The organism is Actinoplanes sp. NPDC051470, assembly GCF_040682035.1.
Lineage (GTDB): Bacteria > Actinomycetota > Actinomycetes > Mycobacteriales > Micromonosporaceae > Actinoplanes.
On record NZ_JBFBAA010000002.1, the window covers coordinates 189164 to 204457 of the forward strand.

13 protein-coding genes, 1 tRNA gene and 2 pseudogenes are annotated in these 15294 nt (G+C 71.6%); 7 read left to right on the top strand and 9 right to left on the bottom strand.

The window, feature by feature from the left end; translation table 11 throughout:
* Positions 1–3: 3 nt before the first annotated feature.
* A pseudogene (locus AB0M54_RS05935) lies at positions 4–87 on the bottom strand (SAM-dependent methyltransferase); the annotation flags it as partial.
* Between the two features lie 1057 nt (positions 88–1144).
* Between AB0M54_RS05935 and AB0M54_RS05940 the strand changes: the two are divergent.
* On the top strand, positions 1145–2623 hold the full coding sequence (locus AB0M54_RS05940; protein WP_364469400.1) for a GAF domain-containing protein: 1479 nt from the start codon (positions 1145–1147) through the stop codon (positions 2621–2623).
* A 345-nt stretch (positions 2624–2968) separates the two neighbouring features.
* Here AB0M54_RS05940 and AB0M54_RS05945 read toward each other — a convergent pair.
* Both AB0M54_RS05945 and AB0M54_RS05950 read right to left on the bottom strand, forming a co-directional pair.
* Positions 2969–3088 (bottom strand): annotated as a pseudogene (locus AB0M54_RS05945) (SAM-dependent methyltransferase); the annotation flags it as partial.
* Between the two features lie 43 nt (positions 3089–3131).
* The gene (locus tag AB0M54_RS05950; protein WP_364469402.1) at positions 3132–4700 is read right to left on the bottom strand and encodes a methyl-accepting chemotaxis protein; all 1569 of its coding nucleotides are present in this window, start codon (positions 4698–4700) and stop codon (positions 3132–3134) included.
* 255 nt (positions 4701–4955) lie between these two features.
* Between AB0M54_RS05950 and AB0M54_RS05955 the strand changes: the two genes are divergently transcribed.
* Positions 4956–5028: transfer RNA gene (locus AB0M54_RS05955), tRNA-Asp, on the top strand.
* A 228-nt stretch (positions 5029–5256) separates the two neighbouring features.
* Here the strand turns inward: AB0M54_RS05955 and AB0M54_RS05960 are convergent.
* Complete coding sequence (locus tag AB0M54_RS05960) at positions 5257–6081, bottom strand: hypothetical protein (RefSeq protein ID WP_364469404.1); 825 nt, start codon at positions 6079–6081, stop codon at positions 5257–5259.
* Positions 6082–6201: 120 nt separating this feature from the next.
* Here AB0M54_RS05960 and AB0M54_RS05965 point away from each other — a divergent pair, with 120 nt between their 5' ends.
* Positions 6202–6402: a hypothetical protein gene (locus AB0M54_RS05965; RefSeq protein WP_364320040.1), complete on the top strand. Its 201-nt coding sequence runs from the start codon at positions 6202–6204 to the stop codon at positions 6400–6402.
* On the opposite strand, the gene AB0M54_RS05970 is transcribed toward AB0M54_RS05965, so the two are convergent.
* Positions 6383–7237, bottom strand: coding sequence for an LLM class flavin-dependent oxidoreductase (locus AB0M54_RS05970; protein ID WP_364320042.1), 855 nt, complete (start codon positions 7235–7237; stop codon positions 6383–6385). The two genes, AB0M54_RS05965 and AB0M54_RS05970, sit on opposite strands and share 20 nt — an antisense overlap.
* On the bottom strand, positions 7234–8961 hold the full coding sequence (locus tag AB0M54_RS05975) for an FAD-binding oxidoreductase (protein ID WP_364469406.1): 1728 nt from the start codon (positions 8959–8961) through the stop codon (positions 7234–7236). The genes AB0M54_RS05970 and AB0M54_RS05975 overlap by 4 nt, the downstream gene beginning before the upstream one ends.
* An 80-nt stretch (positions 8962–9041) precedes the next feature.
* On the opposite strand from AB0M54_RS05975, the gene AB0M54_RS05980 reads away from it, so the two are divergent.
* Complete coding sequence (locus tag AB0M54_RS05980; protein ID WP_364320046.1) at positions 9042–9515, top strand: MarR family winged helix-turn-helix transcriptional regulator; 474 nt, start codon at positions 9042–9044, stop codon at positions 9513–9515.
* Here the strand turns inward: AB0M54_RS05980 and AB0M54_RS05985 are convergent.
* The gene (locus tag AB0M54_RS05985; RefSeq protein WP_364320048.1) at positions 9508–10413 is read right to left on the bottom strand and encodes a TetR/AcrR family transcriptional regulator C-terminal domain-containing protein; all 906 of its coding nucleotides are present in this window, start codon (positions 10411–10413) and stop codon (positions 9508–9510) included. The two genes, AB0M54_RS05980 and AB0M54_RS05985, sit on opposite strands and share 8 nt — an antisense overlap.
* Positions 10414–10510: 97 nt before the next feature.
* Between AB0M54_RS05985 and AB0M54_RS05990 the strand changes: the two genes are divergently transcribed.
* From AB0M54_RS05990 to AB0M54_RS06000, 3 genes are all read left to right on the top strand, one after another.
* Positions 10511–11227, top strand: a complete 717-nt coding sequence (locus AB0M54_RS05990; protein ID WP_364320050.1) for an ABC transporter ATP-binding protein — start codon at positions 10511–10513, stop codon at positions 11225–11227.
* On the top strand, positions 11224–12528 hold the full coding sequence (locus AB0M54_RS05995; protein ID WP_364469408.1) for an FtsX-like permease family protein: 1305 nt from the start codon (positions 11224–11226) through the stop codon (positions 12526–12528). Before AB0M54_RS05990 ends, AB0M54_RS05995 begins: the two co-directional genes overlap by 4 nt.
* A gap of 120 nt (positions 12529–12648) precedes the next feature.
* Positions 12649–13419, top strand: coding sequence for an SAM-dependent methyltransferase (locus tag AB0M54_RS06000; protein WP_364469410.1), 771 nt, complete (start codon positions 12649–12651; stop codon positions 13417–13419).
* On the opposite strand, the gene AB0M54_RS06005 is transcribed toward AB0M54_RS06000, so the two are convergent.
* Together AB0M54_RS06005 and AB0M54_RS06010 are read right to left on the bottom strand one after the other, a co-directional pair.
* The gene (locus tag AB0M54_RS06005; protein WP_364320060.1) at positions 13409–14620 is read right to left on the bottom strand and encodes an ATP-binding protein; all 1212 of its coding nucleotides are present in this window, start codon (positions 14618–14620) and stop codon (positions 13409–13411) included. The genes AB0M54_RS06000 and AB0M54_RS06005 overlap by 11 nt on opposite strands.
* Positions 14617–15267, bottom strand: coding sequence for a response regulator transcription factor (locus tag AB0M54_RS06010; protein ID WP_364320062.1), 651 nt, complete (start codon positions 15265–15267; stop codon positions 14617–14619). The genes AB0M54_RS06005 and AB0M54_RS06010 overlap by 4 nt, the downstream gene beginning before the upstream one ends.
* Positions 15268–15294 lie beyond the last annotated feature (27 nt).

Consider the following 15294-nt stretch of genomic DNA (forward strand, 5'->3'; position numbering starts at 1 on the left):
CTGCAGGCTCGCGTCCACATAGGCCGTGCGGCCCTCGGGCGAGCTGGTCAGCAGGGCGCGCGCGTGTGCCAGCAGCACGATCGGGTCATAGCAAGTCTGGTTGTGCACACACGAACGATCCCGTCCGTTTGCGTCGGGTTCCGTATTAGATCTTCGTGTGACGACTCTCTGACTAGATTCCGGCGCTGTCGGTCAGAACCACTCTGCGAACCCGAGGTCAACGCGTGGGCCATTCGCAACCTTCAACTGGATCGGACACCGCTTGTCCTGTCCAAGCCAAGGTGGCGGCGTCCAGTCCAACATGGCGGGATGATCTGGCGGTGTCCAGTTTAGTCGGCGGGTGCCTCTGCGCGATCGATGTCCGGTCTCGGGCCCAGACCGACACGGCCCCGGACAGCTCGCCGATCGCCATCAGTCCAGGCCTGGCGGTGAACGCGTCGCGGGGGCCGTCCCGCGTCGCGCTCGCAGGCGTTCGCGTAGGCTCCCGCAGCTGCACGGCAGAGCCCGGTGGGCATTCTCCTGTGCGATGTCCGCAGCGATGGCGGGGGTCTGGCCGCGGGGCCGGGTGAACTGGGGCGGCCTACTCAGGTGTGAGATGCGCTCGGTAGGCGCTCAGTTCGGCGGCGGCGTCGACCTGCTCAGTGCGCGCGACTAAGGCGACCGCAGTCGTGTCGGGGATGACTCCGGCCATGCAGAGAGTCTGGACGAGCTGGTGGTGCAGCCGTGCCAGCCCGATGCCGCTGACGATGAGCGGTCAGTTCGGTGATGGCGGGCGACATCGCGAACCCCCTTCTACTGGATAGCGGCCGGGCGCCCGGAGCGACCCTGCATTCGGGTTTGCTCACCCAAGGCCGTCCTTACTGCGGATCCGGTATACCAGCTCTCTGCTTCTGAGCTGCGAGATCTGCGGGTTTGGTCGGTCGCGGACGGGTGAAAACTGACCGGGCCTCCGTCGGCCACGCACGGTAAAGGCGGGGCTAATCCTCAGGCGGCGCTTTCTCGGCCGATGAGAGAAGTGCCGGGCGGGATCCGCCATGGTGTGGCGAAGGGGGCCGGGATGGGCTGGTTCGGTGGGCAGAACGCGGCGGGCCAGGCACTGGCGCAGGCCATAGCATCCGAGTCGCAGGAGAATACCGCCGCGATTATGAAGGTGTTGGACGCGCTGGCCGGCGCCGACACCACCGCAGGCGCGGCACAGGCCGCGTTGGACGCGGTCCGGGACAGTTTCGGCTGGGCGTACGGCTCGTACTGGCGGGTCAACGGCGCCGAGAAGGCGTTACGGTTCGTGACGGAGTCCGGTGACGCTGGCTCGGAGTTCCGGAAAGTGACCCGTTCCGCGTCGTTCGCCGAAGGTGTGGGGCTGGCCGGGCGGGCGTGGCGGGCCCGGGATCTGGTATTCGTCGCTGATCTCGGCGAACTCGCCGACTGTGTCCGGGCCCCGGTCGCGCAGCGAGCCGGGGTGAAGAGCGGTGTGTGTTTCCCGTTGTTCGAGGGCGGCGCCGTGGTCGCCACGATGGATTTCTTCGCCACCGAGACGTTGGATCCGTCGCCGCAGCGGCTGGACACGCTGCGCGCGGTCGGTCGGCTGGTGTCGCAGAGTCTGGAACGACTCGCGGACGGTGAGCGGCAGGCCGCGGCCACGGCCGACGCGGGCGCGGTGACCACCGTGCTGCGGGAGGTGTCGGCCGCTGCCTCGGCAGCGGACGCGGCCCGCCGGGCGTTGGACACCATCCGGCGGGAGTTCGGCTGGGCCTACGGCTCGTATTGGCAGGTCGAGCCCCGGGACAACGCGCTGCATTTCGTGGTGGAGTCCGGCACCGCGGGTGAGGAGTTCCGGCGGGTCACCGAGCAGGCCAGCTTCGCCGAAGGGGTTGGGCTGGCCGGCCGGGCTTGGCGTAAGAAGGACATGCTGTTCGTGCGGGATCTGGGGGAGCTGACGGATTGTGTCCGATCGCCCGCCGCGCAACGCGCCGGGGTGAAATCCGGGGTGGCGCTGCCGCTGATCGTGCGGGGTGCCGTGATCGGCACCATGGACTTCTTCACCACCGAGGTCCTCGACGAACTGTCCGCCGGCCGCGCCGACGCGCTGCGTAGCGCCGTGTTCCTGGTCGCCGAAGCGATGCAACGCATCGAGGAGACCAACCGGGTCAGTGCCGCCGGCGCGGAACTGGTCACCTCGATCGAGGAAGCCGAACGCAACGTCGTGCAGGCCACCACCGTCGCCGTCGAGGCACAGACCATGACCGTCAACGCGAACGCCTCCGTCCGGCGCCTCGAAGAGTCCAGCGGCAAGATCGGCGACGTCGTCAAGGTGATCACCGCTATCGCCGCACAGACCAATCTGCTCGCGCTCAACGCCACCATCGAAGCCGCTCGCGCCGGCGAACTCGGCAAAGGCTTCGCCGTGGTCGCCGGCGAGGTCAAAGAACTCGCCCAGAGCACCGCCCATGCCACCGACGACGTCGGCAACCTGGTCACCGCGATCCAAACCGACGCGGCCACCGTCGTCGAAGCCCTCGCCGGCATCGGCCAGATCGTCGACCGGATCAACGAGACCCAAACCATGATCAGCGGTGTACTCACCGAACAAGCCGCGGTTACCCGCGACATCGTCGGCGCATAAGGGGCCGGTCGCCCGTACCACGCCGAAGATCCACCGAATCCGTCGACCGGACCTGCACACCGGGATCGAAACCGTCCAGGTCTTCTTGGCGGTTCGTGAACGGCGCTCGCGTAATTCACTGGGGCGGATGCGGTGCTGACGTAATGTCCGCCCCTCGGTCCGGCAAGGCAGACTGGTCGTGCCCTGTGCCGGGTGCCTCAGAACCGGGCTGGCCGGTTGCCGAAGATCCGTTCAGCAGTGCTCAATGCCGGGTAGGCGCGCGAGTCGTTACCGGAGTAGACGCGCACCGGTACGGCGACCGGGCGATGATCGCTGGGTGGTCAGCAGGCCGGTCGGGGCGGTCGGGGCTTGCGCCACCTCGTGCACGTTCGGCGACGTCGGCAGCCCCGTACCGATGTCGAGGAATTGTCGGATGCCGGCCTCGGCGGCCAGGGACCGCACGGGCCGCCGCAGGAACGCCCTGTTCTGCAGCGGCGCGGTGGCGGCGTCGTCAGCCGGCCGCGTGTCCTCAGTAGCGGAACGCGGCCACCATTGTGCGCAGCCGGCCCGAGATGTCGGCAAGGTCCGCTGCCGTGGACTCGGTCGCCTGCGCCGTGTCGCGGGTGGCCGTGGTCACCTGCACGACCTCGGCCAGGTCGCCGCTGATCTGCGACGTGCCGCCCGCCGCGCGGTTGAGGTCGCCCGTCATGGTGCGGGTCGTCGCGCTCTGCTCCTCCACCGCCGAGGCGATGGTGTTCTGGTAGTCGTTGATCTTCCCGATGACCTCGCCGATGCCGGAGATGGCCTCGACCGCCGCCCGGGTGTCGTTCTGGATCACCTCGGTGCGCCGGCTGATCTCCTCAGTGGCCTTCGCCGTCTCCTGCGCCAGGTCCTTGACCTCCCCGGCGACCACGGCGAAGCCCTTGCCCGTCTCGCCGGCCCGCGCGGCCTCGATAGTGGCGTTGAGGGCCAGCAGGTTGGTCTGCTCCGCGATGGCGGTGATGGCCTTGACCACGCTGTCGATCTCGCCGGACGACGCGTCCAACTTGGTCATGAGCTGCCGGGCGTCCGCGGCGACCTCCACCGCGTTGGCGGCCACCTGCGCGGCCTCGGTCGCGCTCATGGCGATCTCCCGGATGGCCGCGCCCATCTCCTCGGCGCCCCCGGCCACGGCCTGCACGCCGGCGCTGACCTCGCCGGCCGCGGTGTCGATGGAGCTGACGCGGTTCGACGCCTGGTCGGTGCTGCCGCTGAGCGTGCGGCTCGCCTGCTGCAGCTCACCCGAGCGGTCGGCGAGCCCGGTGCTCATCGAGGCGAGGGACTGCATGGTGGTGCGCAACTGGGCTGCGGCGCGGTGCACCGAGCGGGACATCTCGCCGATCTCGTTCGACGCCTGGTCCGGCGGGCGCTCGGTGAGGTCGCCGTCGGCCATGGCCGAGACGACGTCGCGCAGGGCGTACAGCCGCCGGTTCAGCGACCGGCCCACCATCATCGCGAACGCGGCGGCCATGAGCACCCCGGCGACCAGCACGATGGCGATCACCGTCCGGGCCTCATCAGCCGCCGCGCGGGCGGCGGCCGCGCTCTCGGTCGCGCGCTGCTGGGAGACCTCGACCAGCGCGTCCAGGTCCTCGATGGCCTTGCCGATGGCCGGGTTCAGCGTGCTGGAGCGGAACTGCTGCCACTCCTCGATCTTGCCCGCGTTCTTGAGCGCGGACGACTGCTTGCGCAGGTCGAGGTAGGTCGTCCAGGTGGCCTGGAAGGACTCCATCGCCGCGCGCTCGGTGGCGCCGACCGGCAGGGTGCTGTACTCGCCCAGGCGGGTGGTGACCAGGTCGTAGGTGGCGGATGCCTCGTCGGCGTACGCGCTGGCCTTGGCCGGGTCGGTGGCCGTCAGGTTCGACAGGCTCGCCCAGCGCGCGTGCCAGATCAACTGCTGGACGTCCTTGACCGTCGCCAGCGGGCGCAGGGCCTCGCTGTAGATCGCCTCCGCCCGGCCCGCGGTCGCGTTGGTCCGCGTGATCCCGACCGTGCCGACGATCATCGCGACCAGCAGGGCGACCCCCGCCGACGCCAGCAGGCTGCTTCGCATACTCATGGACCGCATGACGGTGTCCCCTCGCGGTATCCGCACCTGGCCGAAGATCATGAGACCACCCCGGCCGGTCACCGCGGGCGAATTCGGCGAAGACCGCCGCGCACACCCGCGTCACCTGCTATGCGGGTGAGTTCCAAGTCGACGTTCGCCTGCCACGTGAGCTGGTCAGACATCCCTTGGCCGTTGGCGCAGAGGTGGTCGCACCGATGGCGTCCCAAACGGATTGATCGAGATCGGTAGGCTTCGGTGCAGGTGGGGTCCGTAGCGCAGGGGTAGTCGCGCCGCCCTGTCAAGGCGGAGGATGCCGGTTCGAGTCCGGTCGGGCCCCACCCTCACGGGGGCAGGGGTGGGACTGGTGGATGGGCTGCTGGCCGGGCTGTCCGGCGTCGAAGAGGCAATCACCCCGGGCGGCGTCCGGCTCCTCAGCGGCGAGGTTCCGCGCGGCCGGCATGACGAGGTGTGGCGCGACGTGCTCTCGGTGAGGTCGGTGACGTTGCCCGTAAACAGGTGCGCGGCGACCACTGGTCGTTCTGGTGGGACTGACGGAGCTCGGGTATCAGGTCGAGGTCGGGATCTCGGTCACCCTGCCTCCGGAGTGGTAGACGCGGAGGGTGGTCAGGTCGAAGCCGTCGTCGACCAGGTAGGCGTCGACGCAGCGGACCTTGCTGCGACCGCCCGCCGGGATCGGGCCGCCGGAACAGGACGGGTCGCGGCCGAAGAGGCCGGCGGAACGGCTGACGCACCACCCGGGGACGATCGGCCGGAACCAGCCGGTCTGCTGGGCCCCGCAGCCGGCCGCCAAGGTCGTCGCCTCGCGGGCGAAGTGGAAACCGATGGCCGGCGCCTCGCGGTCGTCGCGGCGGTTCTCGACCGTGATGTCGAGGTACAGGTACCGGCGGCCGGGGGCGGCCGGCGACGTCTTCAGATGTGCCTCCGACACGCGATAGGTCCAGCCGTCGGCCGAGGTCAGGGTGGTCTCGACGTCGAGCAGCGTGGTGTGGCCGCGGAGGTAGGCCCCGGACCATCCGCCCAGGGCCGCGACGACGACCAGCAGCACCGGCCCGGCCGCGGCCACGAACCGCCGCGGGCCGGGCCCGGTCGAGCCGAGGCTCCGGCTCAGGTCTCGCTTGAACCGCCGATGATGCTGGACGCCGGCCGCGACGCGCTGTGAAAGCAACGCCAGGGCGGCGGGGTCGTCGGGCCAGGCCCGCAACGACGCCAGCGCCGCGTGGGTCGCTGGGTCGTCCCGGGCCAGCCGGTCGAGGACGCCGAGCGTCCGTTCGGCGGTCCGGTCGGGTTTCGGGTCCGGCGTGCGGAACAGCGTGCGCCGGAAGTATCCGAGCACGATGTCGATCGCCGCCGTCGTGAGTGCGCGCTCCACCGTTGATCCACTCCCGTCGTTCGAGGAACACTCGAAACTGACGGACTCCGCGCCGCGCGGGTCACCCTTACGAGGACGGCGAACGGTTTACCGGGGGACGCGGCGGGAATGGGTGCGGTCATGGAAGAGGACGGTCTCACCCGGCTCGGCCGGTACATCGGGCCGGCGGCGCTGCCCGGTGACCGGGCCACGATCCGGCGGAGCGCCGAGATCCTGCTGGCGCCGGACGACCTGCTGGCCGACCTCGACCGGCTGCCGCCCGGCGCCACCTATCACTCGGTCGTCGAGATCTGGGACGCGGTCAGGAACGCGAACGCTTGACGATGTCGCGGACCTCGGGGGCGACCTCGGCCGCGAGCCGTTCGTAGGACCGCGCGTCGTCGCCGCCGAAGATGAAGCCGCTGATCCCGTGGTTCAGGGCCAGGTCGGCCAGCCGTTCGGCCGATCCGTCGAAGCGCATGAAGTTCATCAGCCGGCGTACGGCGGCGGGGGAGCGCCCCGCCTCGGTAGCCGCCTCGTCGATGTGGGCGTTCATGCCGGGCAGCGACGCCACGCCGTCCGGCAGGTAGTCCATCGACGGCAGCCACCCGTCGCCCAGCGCGCCGGTCAGCGCCAGCATCTTCGGCTTGTACGCGCCCACCCAGACACCGATGTCATGCGCCGGCTTGGGCCCGCGCTTCGCCCCGCTGACCTGGTAGTACGTGCCGTCGTGCTGCACCCGGTCGCGGGCCGAGGTGTCCCACAGGTCGCGGATGACGCCGATCCCCTCGGCCAGCGCCTCGATCGACTGCCCGGCGGTGAGCCGGCGGCCGCCCATCGCGACGATCGGGTCCCAGAAGGCGCCGGCCCCGATGCCCAGCTCGAACCGGCCGCCGCTGAGCAGGTCGAGCGACGCCGCGGCCCGGGCCAGCACGGCCGGCGGCCGCAGCGGCAGGTTGATCACGTTGCCGGTGATCCGGATCCGGGAGGTCCGCGCCGCGACGTACGACATCAGGGTCCAGGTGTCGAGGAACGTGGGCTGGTAGGGGTGATCCTGGAAGGTGACCAGGTCGAGCCCGGCCCGGTCGGCGGTCACGGCCAGCTCGACGGCCTGCCGGTCCTGGGCGGTCGGCGTCACGAACGCGCCGAACAGCAGATCGTGCCCGTAGTCGGTCATGAGTTCTCTCCTACCCAGAAGTTGTCGCGGAACAGATGTGTGGGGTCGTACCGCTGCTTCAGCGACCGCAGCCGGGCCAGCACGTCCGGCGGGAACGCGTCGTGCAGCCGCTCGGGCCGCGGGTCGGTCTCGAAACTGAGGTAGAGACCGTCGAAATGGCCGGCCAGGCGGTCCCAGACCTGGTCGAGCCCGTCGCGGTCGGCGCCGATCGCGGTGACCTGAAATTCGGGGGTACGGTGCGAGAACGCGGTTGCCTCCCGGGTGGTGTCGGCGATCGCCCCGCCCATGTGGCGAAGGGCGAAGAAGAACACCTTTCCGGTACGCAGCAGAGCCGCCGCGTCGCGCGCGAACTCGTCGGTCAGCACGGGCAGGAACCCGGACCGGGCCATCGGCTCACCCCGGCCGTGGTGACCGTCGGGGCCGACGTCGGCCGCCCCGGCCATGATGCCGGCGTATCGGGTCAGCACCACCTGCTGCTGGGCGAGCAGGCCGGTCCCGGCGAACGGGGTGAGCCGCTCGACCACCACGTCGGGGTCGGGGGAGTCGACCACCCCGTACAGCTGGATCACCGTTTGGCCCTGCCGGGGCGGACCGGCGATCAGGAACACCGTGGTGTCCCGCGGCGCCTCGCGGGCCACCTGCCCGTACTGCCGCAGCGACTGCTCGAGGTCGGGGCTGACCAGGGTGAGCTGGGCCCACCCGACCTCGTGCACCTCGCTCGCCTGGAACTCGAACGCGGTCGCGACACCGAAGTTCGCGCCGGCTCCGCGTACCCCCCAGAAAAGGTCTTGGTTGAGGGTCTCGTCGGCGCGGATCTGGGTGCCGTCGGCCAGCACGAGCTCGACGGCGACCAGGCTGTCGATGGTCAGGCCGTGCTCGCGGGAGAGGAAGCCGATGCCGCCCGCGGTGGCCAGCCCGCCGACCCCGACGCCGCCGTAGTCGCCCGAACCGATCGCCCAGTCGTACTTGTCGAGCTCGGCCGCCACCTGTTTCCAGGTCGCGCCGGGGCCGATCCGCACGAGCCGGGTCGCCTCGTCGAGCACCTCGATGTCGTTCATCCGGCTGACGTCGATGACCAGCCCGCCGTCGTTGGTGGAGCGGCCGCTGACGCCGTGCCCGCCGCTGCGCAGGCCGAGCGGCAGATCGGGGTGCCGTCTCGCGAAGCGGAGCGCGTCGGCCACCTCGTCCGGCGTGCGGGGCTGGAGGATCAGGCCCGGTGAACCGCCACGCATGTAGGTCGACCGGCGTCCGCGGAAGCCCGGATCGCCCGGTTCGATGGTCGCGTCGGCCAGCGACGCGGGGACGTCGTCGTAGGCGATGCCGGCCCGCCGCTTCGCCCGCACGGCCGCGGTTCGCCCGGTGCGGTCGCGTTCGGTGACCTGGATCCGGTCGATCTCGGACGCGGGCCTGACCTGGACGCCGGCCGGCGCCGAGGTGAGCACCCGGCCGCCGGCCAGGAAGCCCAGGCTCTCGACCGCCTTGGCCGCCATCGCCTCGGAGATCGCCGCCGGGTCGTGCTCGATCGCGATCGGGATCTGCCGGGTACGCCCGGCGAGCCAGGCCGCGGTCGTCCAGGGGTCGAGCCCCTGACCGTCATCGTCATCGTCGTCGTCCTGGAGGACGATCAGATCCAGCCCCCTGGCCTCGGCCCGCTCGGCCAGGGCGAGCAGCTCGTCCCGTCCGTGCCGGGCCAGGCTGAGGGCGATGCCCCACTCGACCGCCATGCGATCCTCCGGATACTCGATCGTCGTCTTGCTAGATAGTATTCCTAGCAGACGATCTGTCCAACAGATAGGATGGGGCGGTGAGCAACGCGACAGCGGACTTCGCCGCGGCCCTCGGGACCGTGCTGCGGACGTACGCGGAGATCTCCGGTCCTAAGCTGGTGAATTTCCCGCAGGGTGCGCGCGGCTACCAGACGCTGGTCGAGGTGGCCCAGGTCGAGCCGCCCAGTCAGGCCGTGCTGGCCGCGAAGCTGGGCATCGACCGCACGATGATGACCTACCTGATCGACGACCTGGTCGAGGCCGGGCTGGTCGAGCGCCGCCCCAACCCGGCCGACCGCCGCCAGCGGCGCATCGTGGCCACCGCGCGGGGGCTCGACGCGGTCGCCGAACTCTGCGAGCAGATGGCCGAGGCGGAGGAGGCGGCCATGGCCAACCTCGACGCCGAGGAGCGCGCGGTGTTCCGCCGCCTGCTCAGCAAGGCCGCCGGCACAGGGCCCGTACACACCGTCGAGGCCTGTTCGATCGTGGAAAGCGCGCTCGGAGCTAGGTGATCCGACGCTGGGTGAGCAGTCGCTCGAACCCGTCCAGCAGGCGCTGCAGACCGAACTCCATCAACCGGTCGAGAGCCAGGTCGGTCTCGGGCGCCTTGATGTGGTGGGCCAGCAGCGGGAAGCCGGCGTCGGTGACCGTCGCGGCCGCCCGGTCGCCCTGGCGGTCCAGCCACTCCTCGCCGCTGATCCCGGTCTCCTGCTCGGCCTGCGCCTCCGACTCCAGGTTCAGCGCGTGCCCCCGGACGTACCCGGCCAGCGTGACCGCGGCCAGCAGCATCTCGTCGGGCGAGAGGCCGTGCCCGTCGAGCACCCGCAGCGTCCACTCGCTGTGGGCCATCGCGTGCGGGGCCGGCTGCGGCCGGGTGAACGACAACGCCTGCGCCAGCCAAGGATGCCGGCAGTAGAGCGCCCACTGCTGCCGCGAGATCGCCTCGAGGTTCGCCCGCCAGCCGTCCGGCGACGGCGCCGGGGGCGGGCTGGTCGCGAACACCCGGTCCATCATCAGCAGCAGCAACTCCTCCTTGTCGCCGACGTGCCGGTAGAGCGACATGGTGGCCACCTTCGCCTCGCCGGCCAGCCGCCGCATCGACAGCCCCGCGAGCCCCTCGGCGTCGGCGATCCGGATGCCCGCCTCGATCACCAGGTCGCGCATCGACCGGCGCGGCGCCACCGCCGTGGTGCCCGGGATGCCGTGCGCCACCACGGTTCCACGGCCGGGCCGGGCGTCCACCAGGCCCCAGGACCGCAACTCGGCGATGACCTTGGTGGCGGTCGCCATGGCCACGCCGTACCGCCGGGTCAGCTCCCGGGTCGACGGCACGCGATCACCGGCGGCGAGATCACCCGACGCGATGCGGGCCGCGATCTCCCCGGCGATCCTCCGGTACGGCGGCTCCACGCGTTCTCCTTGCACTAGTGCGGTGCACTATCCCGCCACCAGAAACCGTGGTGTTAGCCCTACTTCGGGCCCTGGTGCATCTTCGTACGGTGTTCTCATGAATGCAGTCAGCATAGAAGACCTGCGCCGGGTGTACGACGGCGACGTGATCGCGGTGGACGGGGTGACCGCCCAGTTCGCGGCCGGCACGTTCACCGCGGTGATGGGACCCTCCGGCTCCGGCAAGAGCACCCTGTTGCAATGCGCGGCGGGACTGGACCGGCCGACCTCCGGACGCGTGCTGATCGGCGGCACCGAGCTGACCGCCACCCGGGAGGCGGCGATGACCCGGTTCCGGCGCGAGCGGGTCGGGTTCGTCTTCCAGGACTTCAACCTGATGCCGGCGCTGACCGTCACCCAGAACGTGACGCTGCCGCTGCGGCTGGCCGGGCGCCGGGTCCCGGCCGGCCGGGTCCACGACCTGCTGGCCGGGCTGGGCCTGGGCGACCGGCTCGGCCACGTGCCGGCCGAGCTGTCCGGCGGGCAGCGGCAGCGGGTGGCCATCGCCCGGGCGCTGATCGCCGAGCCCGACGTGGTGTTCGCCGACGAGCCGACCGGCGCGCTGGACCTGCGCGGCGCACGCGAGGTGCTCGACCTGCTGCGGGCGGCGGTGCGCGACTTCGGCCGTACGGTCGTGATGGTCACCCACGACCCGGTGGCCGCCGCGTACGCCGACGCCGTGCTCTTCCTCGCCGACGGCCGCGTCGTCGACCGGATGGACCAGCCCACCGCCTCAGCCGTGGCCGAGCGCCTCACCCTGGTGGGCGTCTCATGATCATCGTCGCCCTCGCGCTGAGCGGCCTGCGGCATCGCACCGGCGCGTTCGTCGCGACCTTCGTGTCCGCGACCCTCGGCGCCGCGATCCTGATGACCTTCGCCGCCCTGCTCGACACCGCGGCCGGCACCACCGACACGGTCAGCCGCGACGCCCTGATCCTGATGGCCTCGGTGGCCGGCGGCTGGTGTCTGCTGATCGTGGTGTTCGCGGTGTCGTCCACGATGTCCCTGTCGGTGCGGCAGCGCTCGCCCGAGATGGGCGTCCTGCGCCGGGCCGGCGCCACCCCCGGCCAGCTCACCCGCATGATCGTCGGCGAGGCGGTGCTGGTCGCGCTGATCGCCGCCGCGGTCGCCGTGCCGATCGGCCTGGCCCTGGGCCGGGTGCTGCTCGACCTGCTCGCCGACACCGGGCAGGTCACCGCGTCGGTCGGATACGCCTTCGGCCCGATCGCCCTCGGCCTGGGTTTCGGGGTCACGGTCCTGGGCTCGGTCCTCGGGGCGCTGCTGGCCGCCCGCCGCCGGCCTTCCCCCGCCCGGTCAGCCCGCGGGCGGGGCCGCGTCATCGCCGCCGTGGTCCTCCTGGCCGCCGGCGTGACCTGCGGCGTGCTGACCGCGACCGTGATGAAGGGTCAGGGCGCCGCGGCCATGCAGACGGCCGGCCAGGCGTCCATCTGGTCCGCGGCCGGCCTGGCCCTGCTGGCGCCGTGGCTGCTGCGGCTGACCGCCCGGGCCGTTCCCCGGCTCAGCGCCTCGGGCGACCTGGCCGTCATCAACGTCCGGCAGCAGGCCGCGACCCTGTCCGGGGCGGTCATGCCGGTGATCATCTTCGTCGGCATCAGCACCGCCACGGTGGCCATGCAGGCGATCGAGGACACGGCGTCGGCGGGCCGGGTGCGGCCCGGCCTCGAGAAGAGCATCCAGACCCTGAACTATGTGGTCGTCGGCATGATCGCCCTGTTCGTCGCGATCATGCTGGTCAACACGGTGCTGGCCGTCACCGCCGGTCGCCGCGGCGAGTTCGCCCGCCAACGCCTGGCCGGCGCCACCCCCGGACAGACCCTGACCATGGTCGCCGCCGAGAGCGCCCTGCTGACCGTGACCGGCGTGGGTTCCGGCCTGCTCGCCTCGGTGGTGACGATCCTGCCGTACGGCTACGCCCGCGCCGGCGACTGGACCCCACCGGTGCCCGCCTGGCCGTTCCCGCTGATCGCCGCGATCGCGGTGCTCCTGACCTTAGCGGCGACGCTGGGCGCGACCCGCCGCGCGATCCGGGGCCGCGCGATCACCGCGGTGGCCTGATCGCGAGGCGGGTCCGGACCGGAGCAGAGTCAGGGGCGTGGGTCCGCCCGGATGCCGGCCTGGTTCGACCGCCACCTGACCAGCTGAGCCAACCGCCCTCAGACGCTAGAGTGCCGCCCTGTGATCCTCGACAGTGGAATTCCGCACAGCGCCCGGATCTGGAACTACTGGTTGCAGGGCACGGACAACTTCGAGTCCGACCGGGTGGCCGGCGAGCAGATCCTGGCCGTGGTTCCTGACCTGGTGACCTCGGCCCGGGCCGACCGGGAGTTCCTGGCCCGGGCGGTCACCTTCCTGGCCGGCGAGGCGCGTGTCCGGCAGTTCCTCGACATCGGCAGCGGGCTGCCCACCGCGAACAACACCCACGAGGTGGCCCAACGGGTGGTCCCGGGCGCGCGGGTCGTCTACGTGGACAGCGACCCGCTCGTGCTCACCCAGGCCCGTGCCTTGCTGACCAGCACCGGCGAGGGCGCCTCGGACTACGTCGAGGCCGACCTGCGCGATCCGGGGACGATCCTGACCGCCGCGAGCCGGACGCTGGACCTCGGGGAGCCGGTCGCGATCATGCTGCTCGGCGTCCTGAACTTCATCATCGGCGACGACGAGGCGCGGGCCGTTCTGCGGCGGCTGATCGACGCCGTGCCGGCCGGCAGCTACCTGGTCGTCTCGCACCCGACCACCGAGGTGCACGGCGAGGCGATGAGCGAGGCGGTACGCCTGTGGAACTCGACCGGCGGCGCCGAGATGCGGCTGCGCGACCGGGCCGGCGTGGAGGCGTTCTTCGCCGGGCTCGACCTGCTCGACCCGGGCGTGGTCACCTGTTCCCGGTGGCGCGCCGACGGCGTCGCCGTGTCGCACTACGCCGGGGTGGCGCGCGTCGTCACCGGGTAGCGGTCCCGGGGAAGCTGACGGTCACGGTGAGGCCGCCGGACGGGAGCGGCGACGCGGTCACCGTGCCGCCGTGGGCGCGGGCCACCGCCCGGACGATCGACAGGCCCAGGCCGGTGCCGGTGGATGAGCCCACCCGGTCGGTGAGGCGCTGGAACGGCTCGAACAAACGCGGCACCTCGTACGCCGCGATCACCGGGCCGGTGTTGGTCACGGTCAGCGTGCCCGGCGTGCAGGTCACCGACACCGAGCCGCCGGGAACGTTGTAGGCGACCGCGTTCTCGACCAGGTTCTGCACCATGCGTTCGAGCAGCACGGGGTCGCCGGTGATCGGGGCCGGCGCGGTCGACACGTCGGTGACCTCGTGGATCGCCGCGACGTGGGTGACGACGTCGGCCAGGTCGAGCGGGACCGGGTCGGCCAGCTCCTGGTCGCCGCGGGCGAGCAGCAGCAGGCCGTCGATCAGGCGCTCGTGCCGGGCGTTGATCACGAGCAGGGTCTCGCCGAGCCGGCGTACGTCGGGGGAGGGGTCGGGGTGGGTGAGCGCGACCTCGATCAGCGTGCGGTTGATCGCGAGCGGGGTCCGCAGCTCGTGCGAGGCGTTGGCGGCGAACCGGCGCTGCGCCGCGAACGCCGCGTCGAGCCGGGCCAGCATGTCGTCGAAGGTGTCGGCGAGGCGGCGGAGCTCGTCGCGGGGTCCGGTCATGCCGATGCGTTCGTGCAGGTTGCGGTCGGCGACCCGGCGCGCGGCGGCGGTGATCTCGTTCAGCGGGCGCAGCGTACGCCCGGCCGCGAACCAGGCCAGGCACACGCCGGCCACCGCGACCCCGCCCAGCGCCAGGCCACCCTGCTGGAGCAGCGACTTCAGGGTCGCCGAGCGGAAGTCGACCTGGATCTTCCGGGCCACCTCGGCGCTCTTCATCAGATCGACCTGCTGGGCCGTGGTCAGCTGCGGCACCTCGCCCCGCCGAAGCGCGACGTCGTCCAGCGGCACGGAGTCGCCCGACGCCGGGTAGGCCGGAGCGCCCGCCCGGGTCGCCGGGATCTCGGCGATGGCCAGCACCGCCGTCTGGCTGACCGGCTGCCGGTTCAGCGCCTGGGCCAGGAGCAGGTAGGTGATCGTCAGCAGTATCGCCCCGGCCAGCATGAACAGGCCTCCGTAGAGGACGGTCAGGCGCAGGCGGACGGTCCAGCGGTGGCTCATCGGATCTGGTACCCCACTCCGGTGATCGTCTCGACCACCTGCGGTGGCCCGAGCTTGCGGCGGAGCGTCATCACGACGACCCGGACGACGTTGGTGAACGGGTCGGTGTTCTCGTCCCAGGCGCGTTCCAGCAGCTGCTCGGTGCTGACCACGGCGCCGGCGGCCCGCAGCAGCTCCTCGAGCACGGCGAACTCCTTGCGCGACAGGCCGACGACCCGCCCGTCCCGGAAGACCTCGCGGTGGGCCGGGTCGAGCCGGATCCCGGCGCGTTCCAGCACCGGTGGCGCGGCCGGCCGGGCCCGGCGGCCGAGGGCCCGCACCCGGGCCACCAGTTCGGCGAACGCGAACGGTTTGGCCAGGTAGTCGTCGGCGCCCAGGCCCAGGCCGTGCACCCGGTCGGTGAGCTCACCGGCGGCGGTGAGCATCAGGATGCGTACCTCGCCACCGGCCACCGCCCGGCACACGTCGTCGCCGTGCACGCGGGGCAGGTCACGGTCGAGCACCAGCACGTCGTACTCGTTGACGGCCAGCCGCTGCAGCGCCGCGTCGCCGTCGTGGACCGTGTCCACGGCCAGGGCCTGGAGGCGGAGGCCCTCGGCGATCGCCTCCGCCATCACGACCTCGTCCTCGGCGATCAGTACCCGCATCGGGACATGGTTACCGGTCGAGCAGTA

What these genes read in the sequence shown, in the direction of transcription:
- AB0M54_RS05990 (WP_364320050.1), top strand. Translation starts at nt 10,511, where the DNA reads ATGAATGCAGTCAGCATAGAAGACCTGCGCCGGGTGTACGACGGCGAC.
- AB0M54_RS05975 (WP_364469406.1), bottom strand. Translation starts at nt 8,961, where the DNA reads ATGGCGGTCGAGTGGGGCATCGCCCTCAGCCTGGCCCGGCACGGACGG.
- AB0M54_RS05940 (WP_364469400.1), top strand. Translation starts at nt 1,145, where the DNA reads ATGAAGGTGTTGGACGCGCTGGCCGGCGCCGACACCACCGCAGGCGCG.
- AB0M54_RS06005 (WP_364320060.1), bottom strand. Translation starts at nt 14,620, where the DNA reads ATGAGCCACCGCTGGACCGTCCGCCTGCGCCTGACCGTCCTCTACGGA.
- AB0M54_RS05965 (WP_364320040.1), top strand. Translation starts at nt 6,202, where the DNA reads ATGGAAGAGGACGGTCTCACCCGGCTCGGCCGGTACATCGGGCCGGCG.
- AB0M54_RS05970 (WP_364320042.1), bottom strand. Translation starts at nt 7,237, where the DNA reads ATGACCGACTACGGGCACGATCTGCTGTTCGGCGCGTTCGTGACGCCG.
- AB0M54_RS06010 (WP_364320062.1), bottom strand. Translation starts at nt 15,267, where the DNA reads ATGCGGGTACTGATCGCCGAGGACGAGGTCGTGATGGCGGAGGCGATC.
- AB0M54_RS05995 (WP_364469408.1), top strand. Translation starts at nt 11,224, where the DNA reads ATGATCATCGTCGCCCTCGCGCTGAGCGGCCTGCGGCATCGCACCGGC.
- AB0M54_RS05950 (WP_364469402.1), bottom strand. Translation starts at nt 4,700, where the DNA reads ATGAGTATGCGAAGCAGCCTGCTGGCGTCGGCGGGGGTCGCCCTGCTG.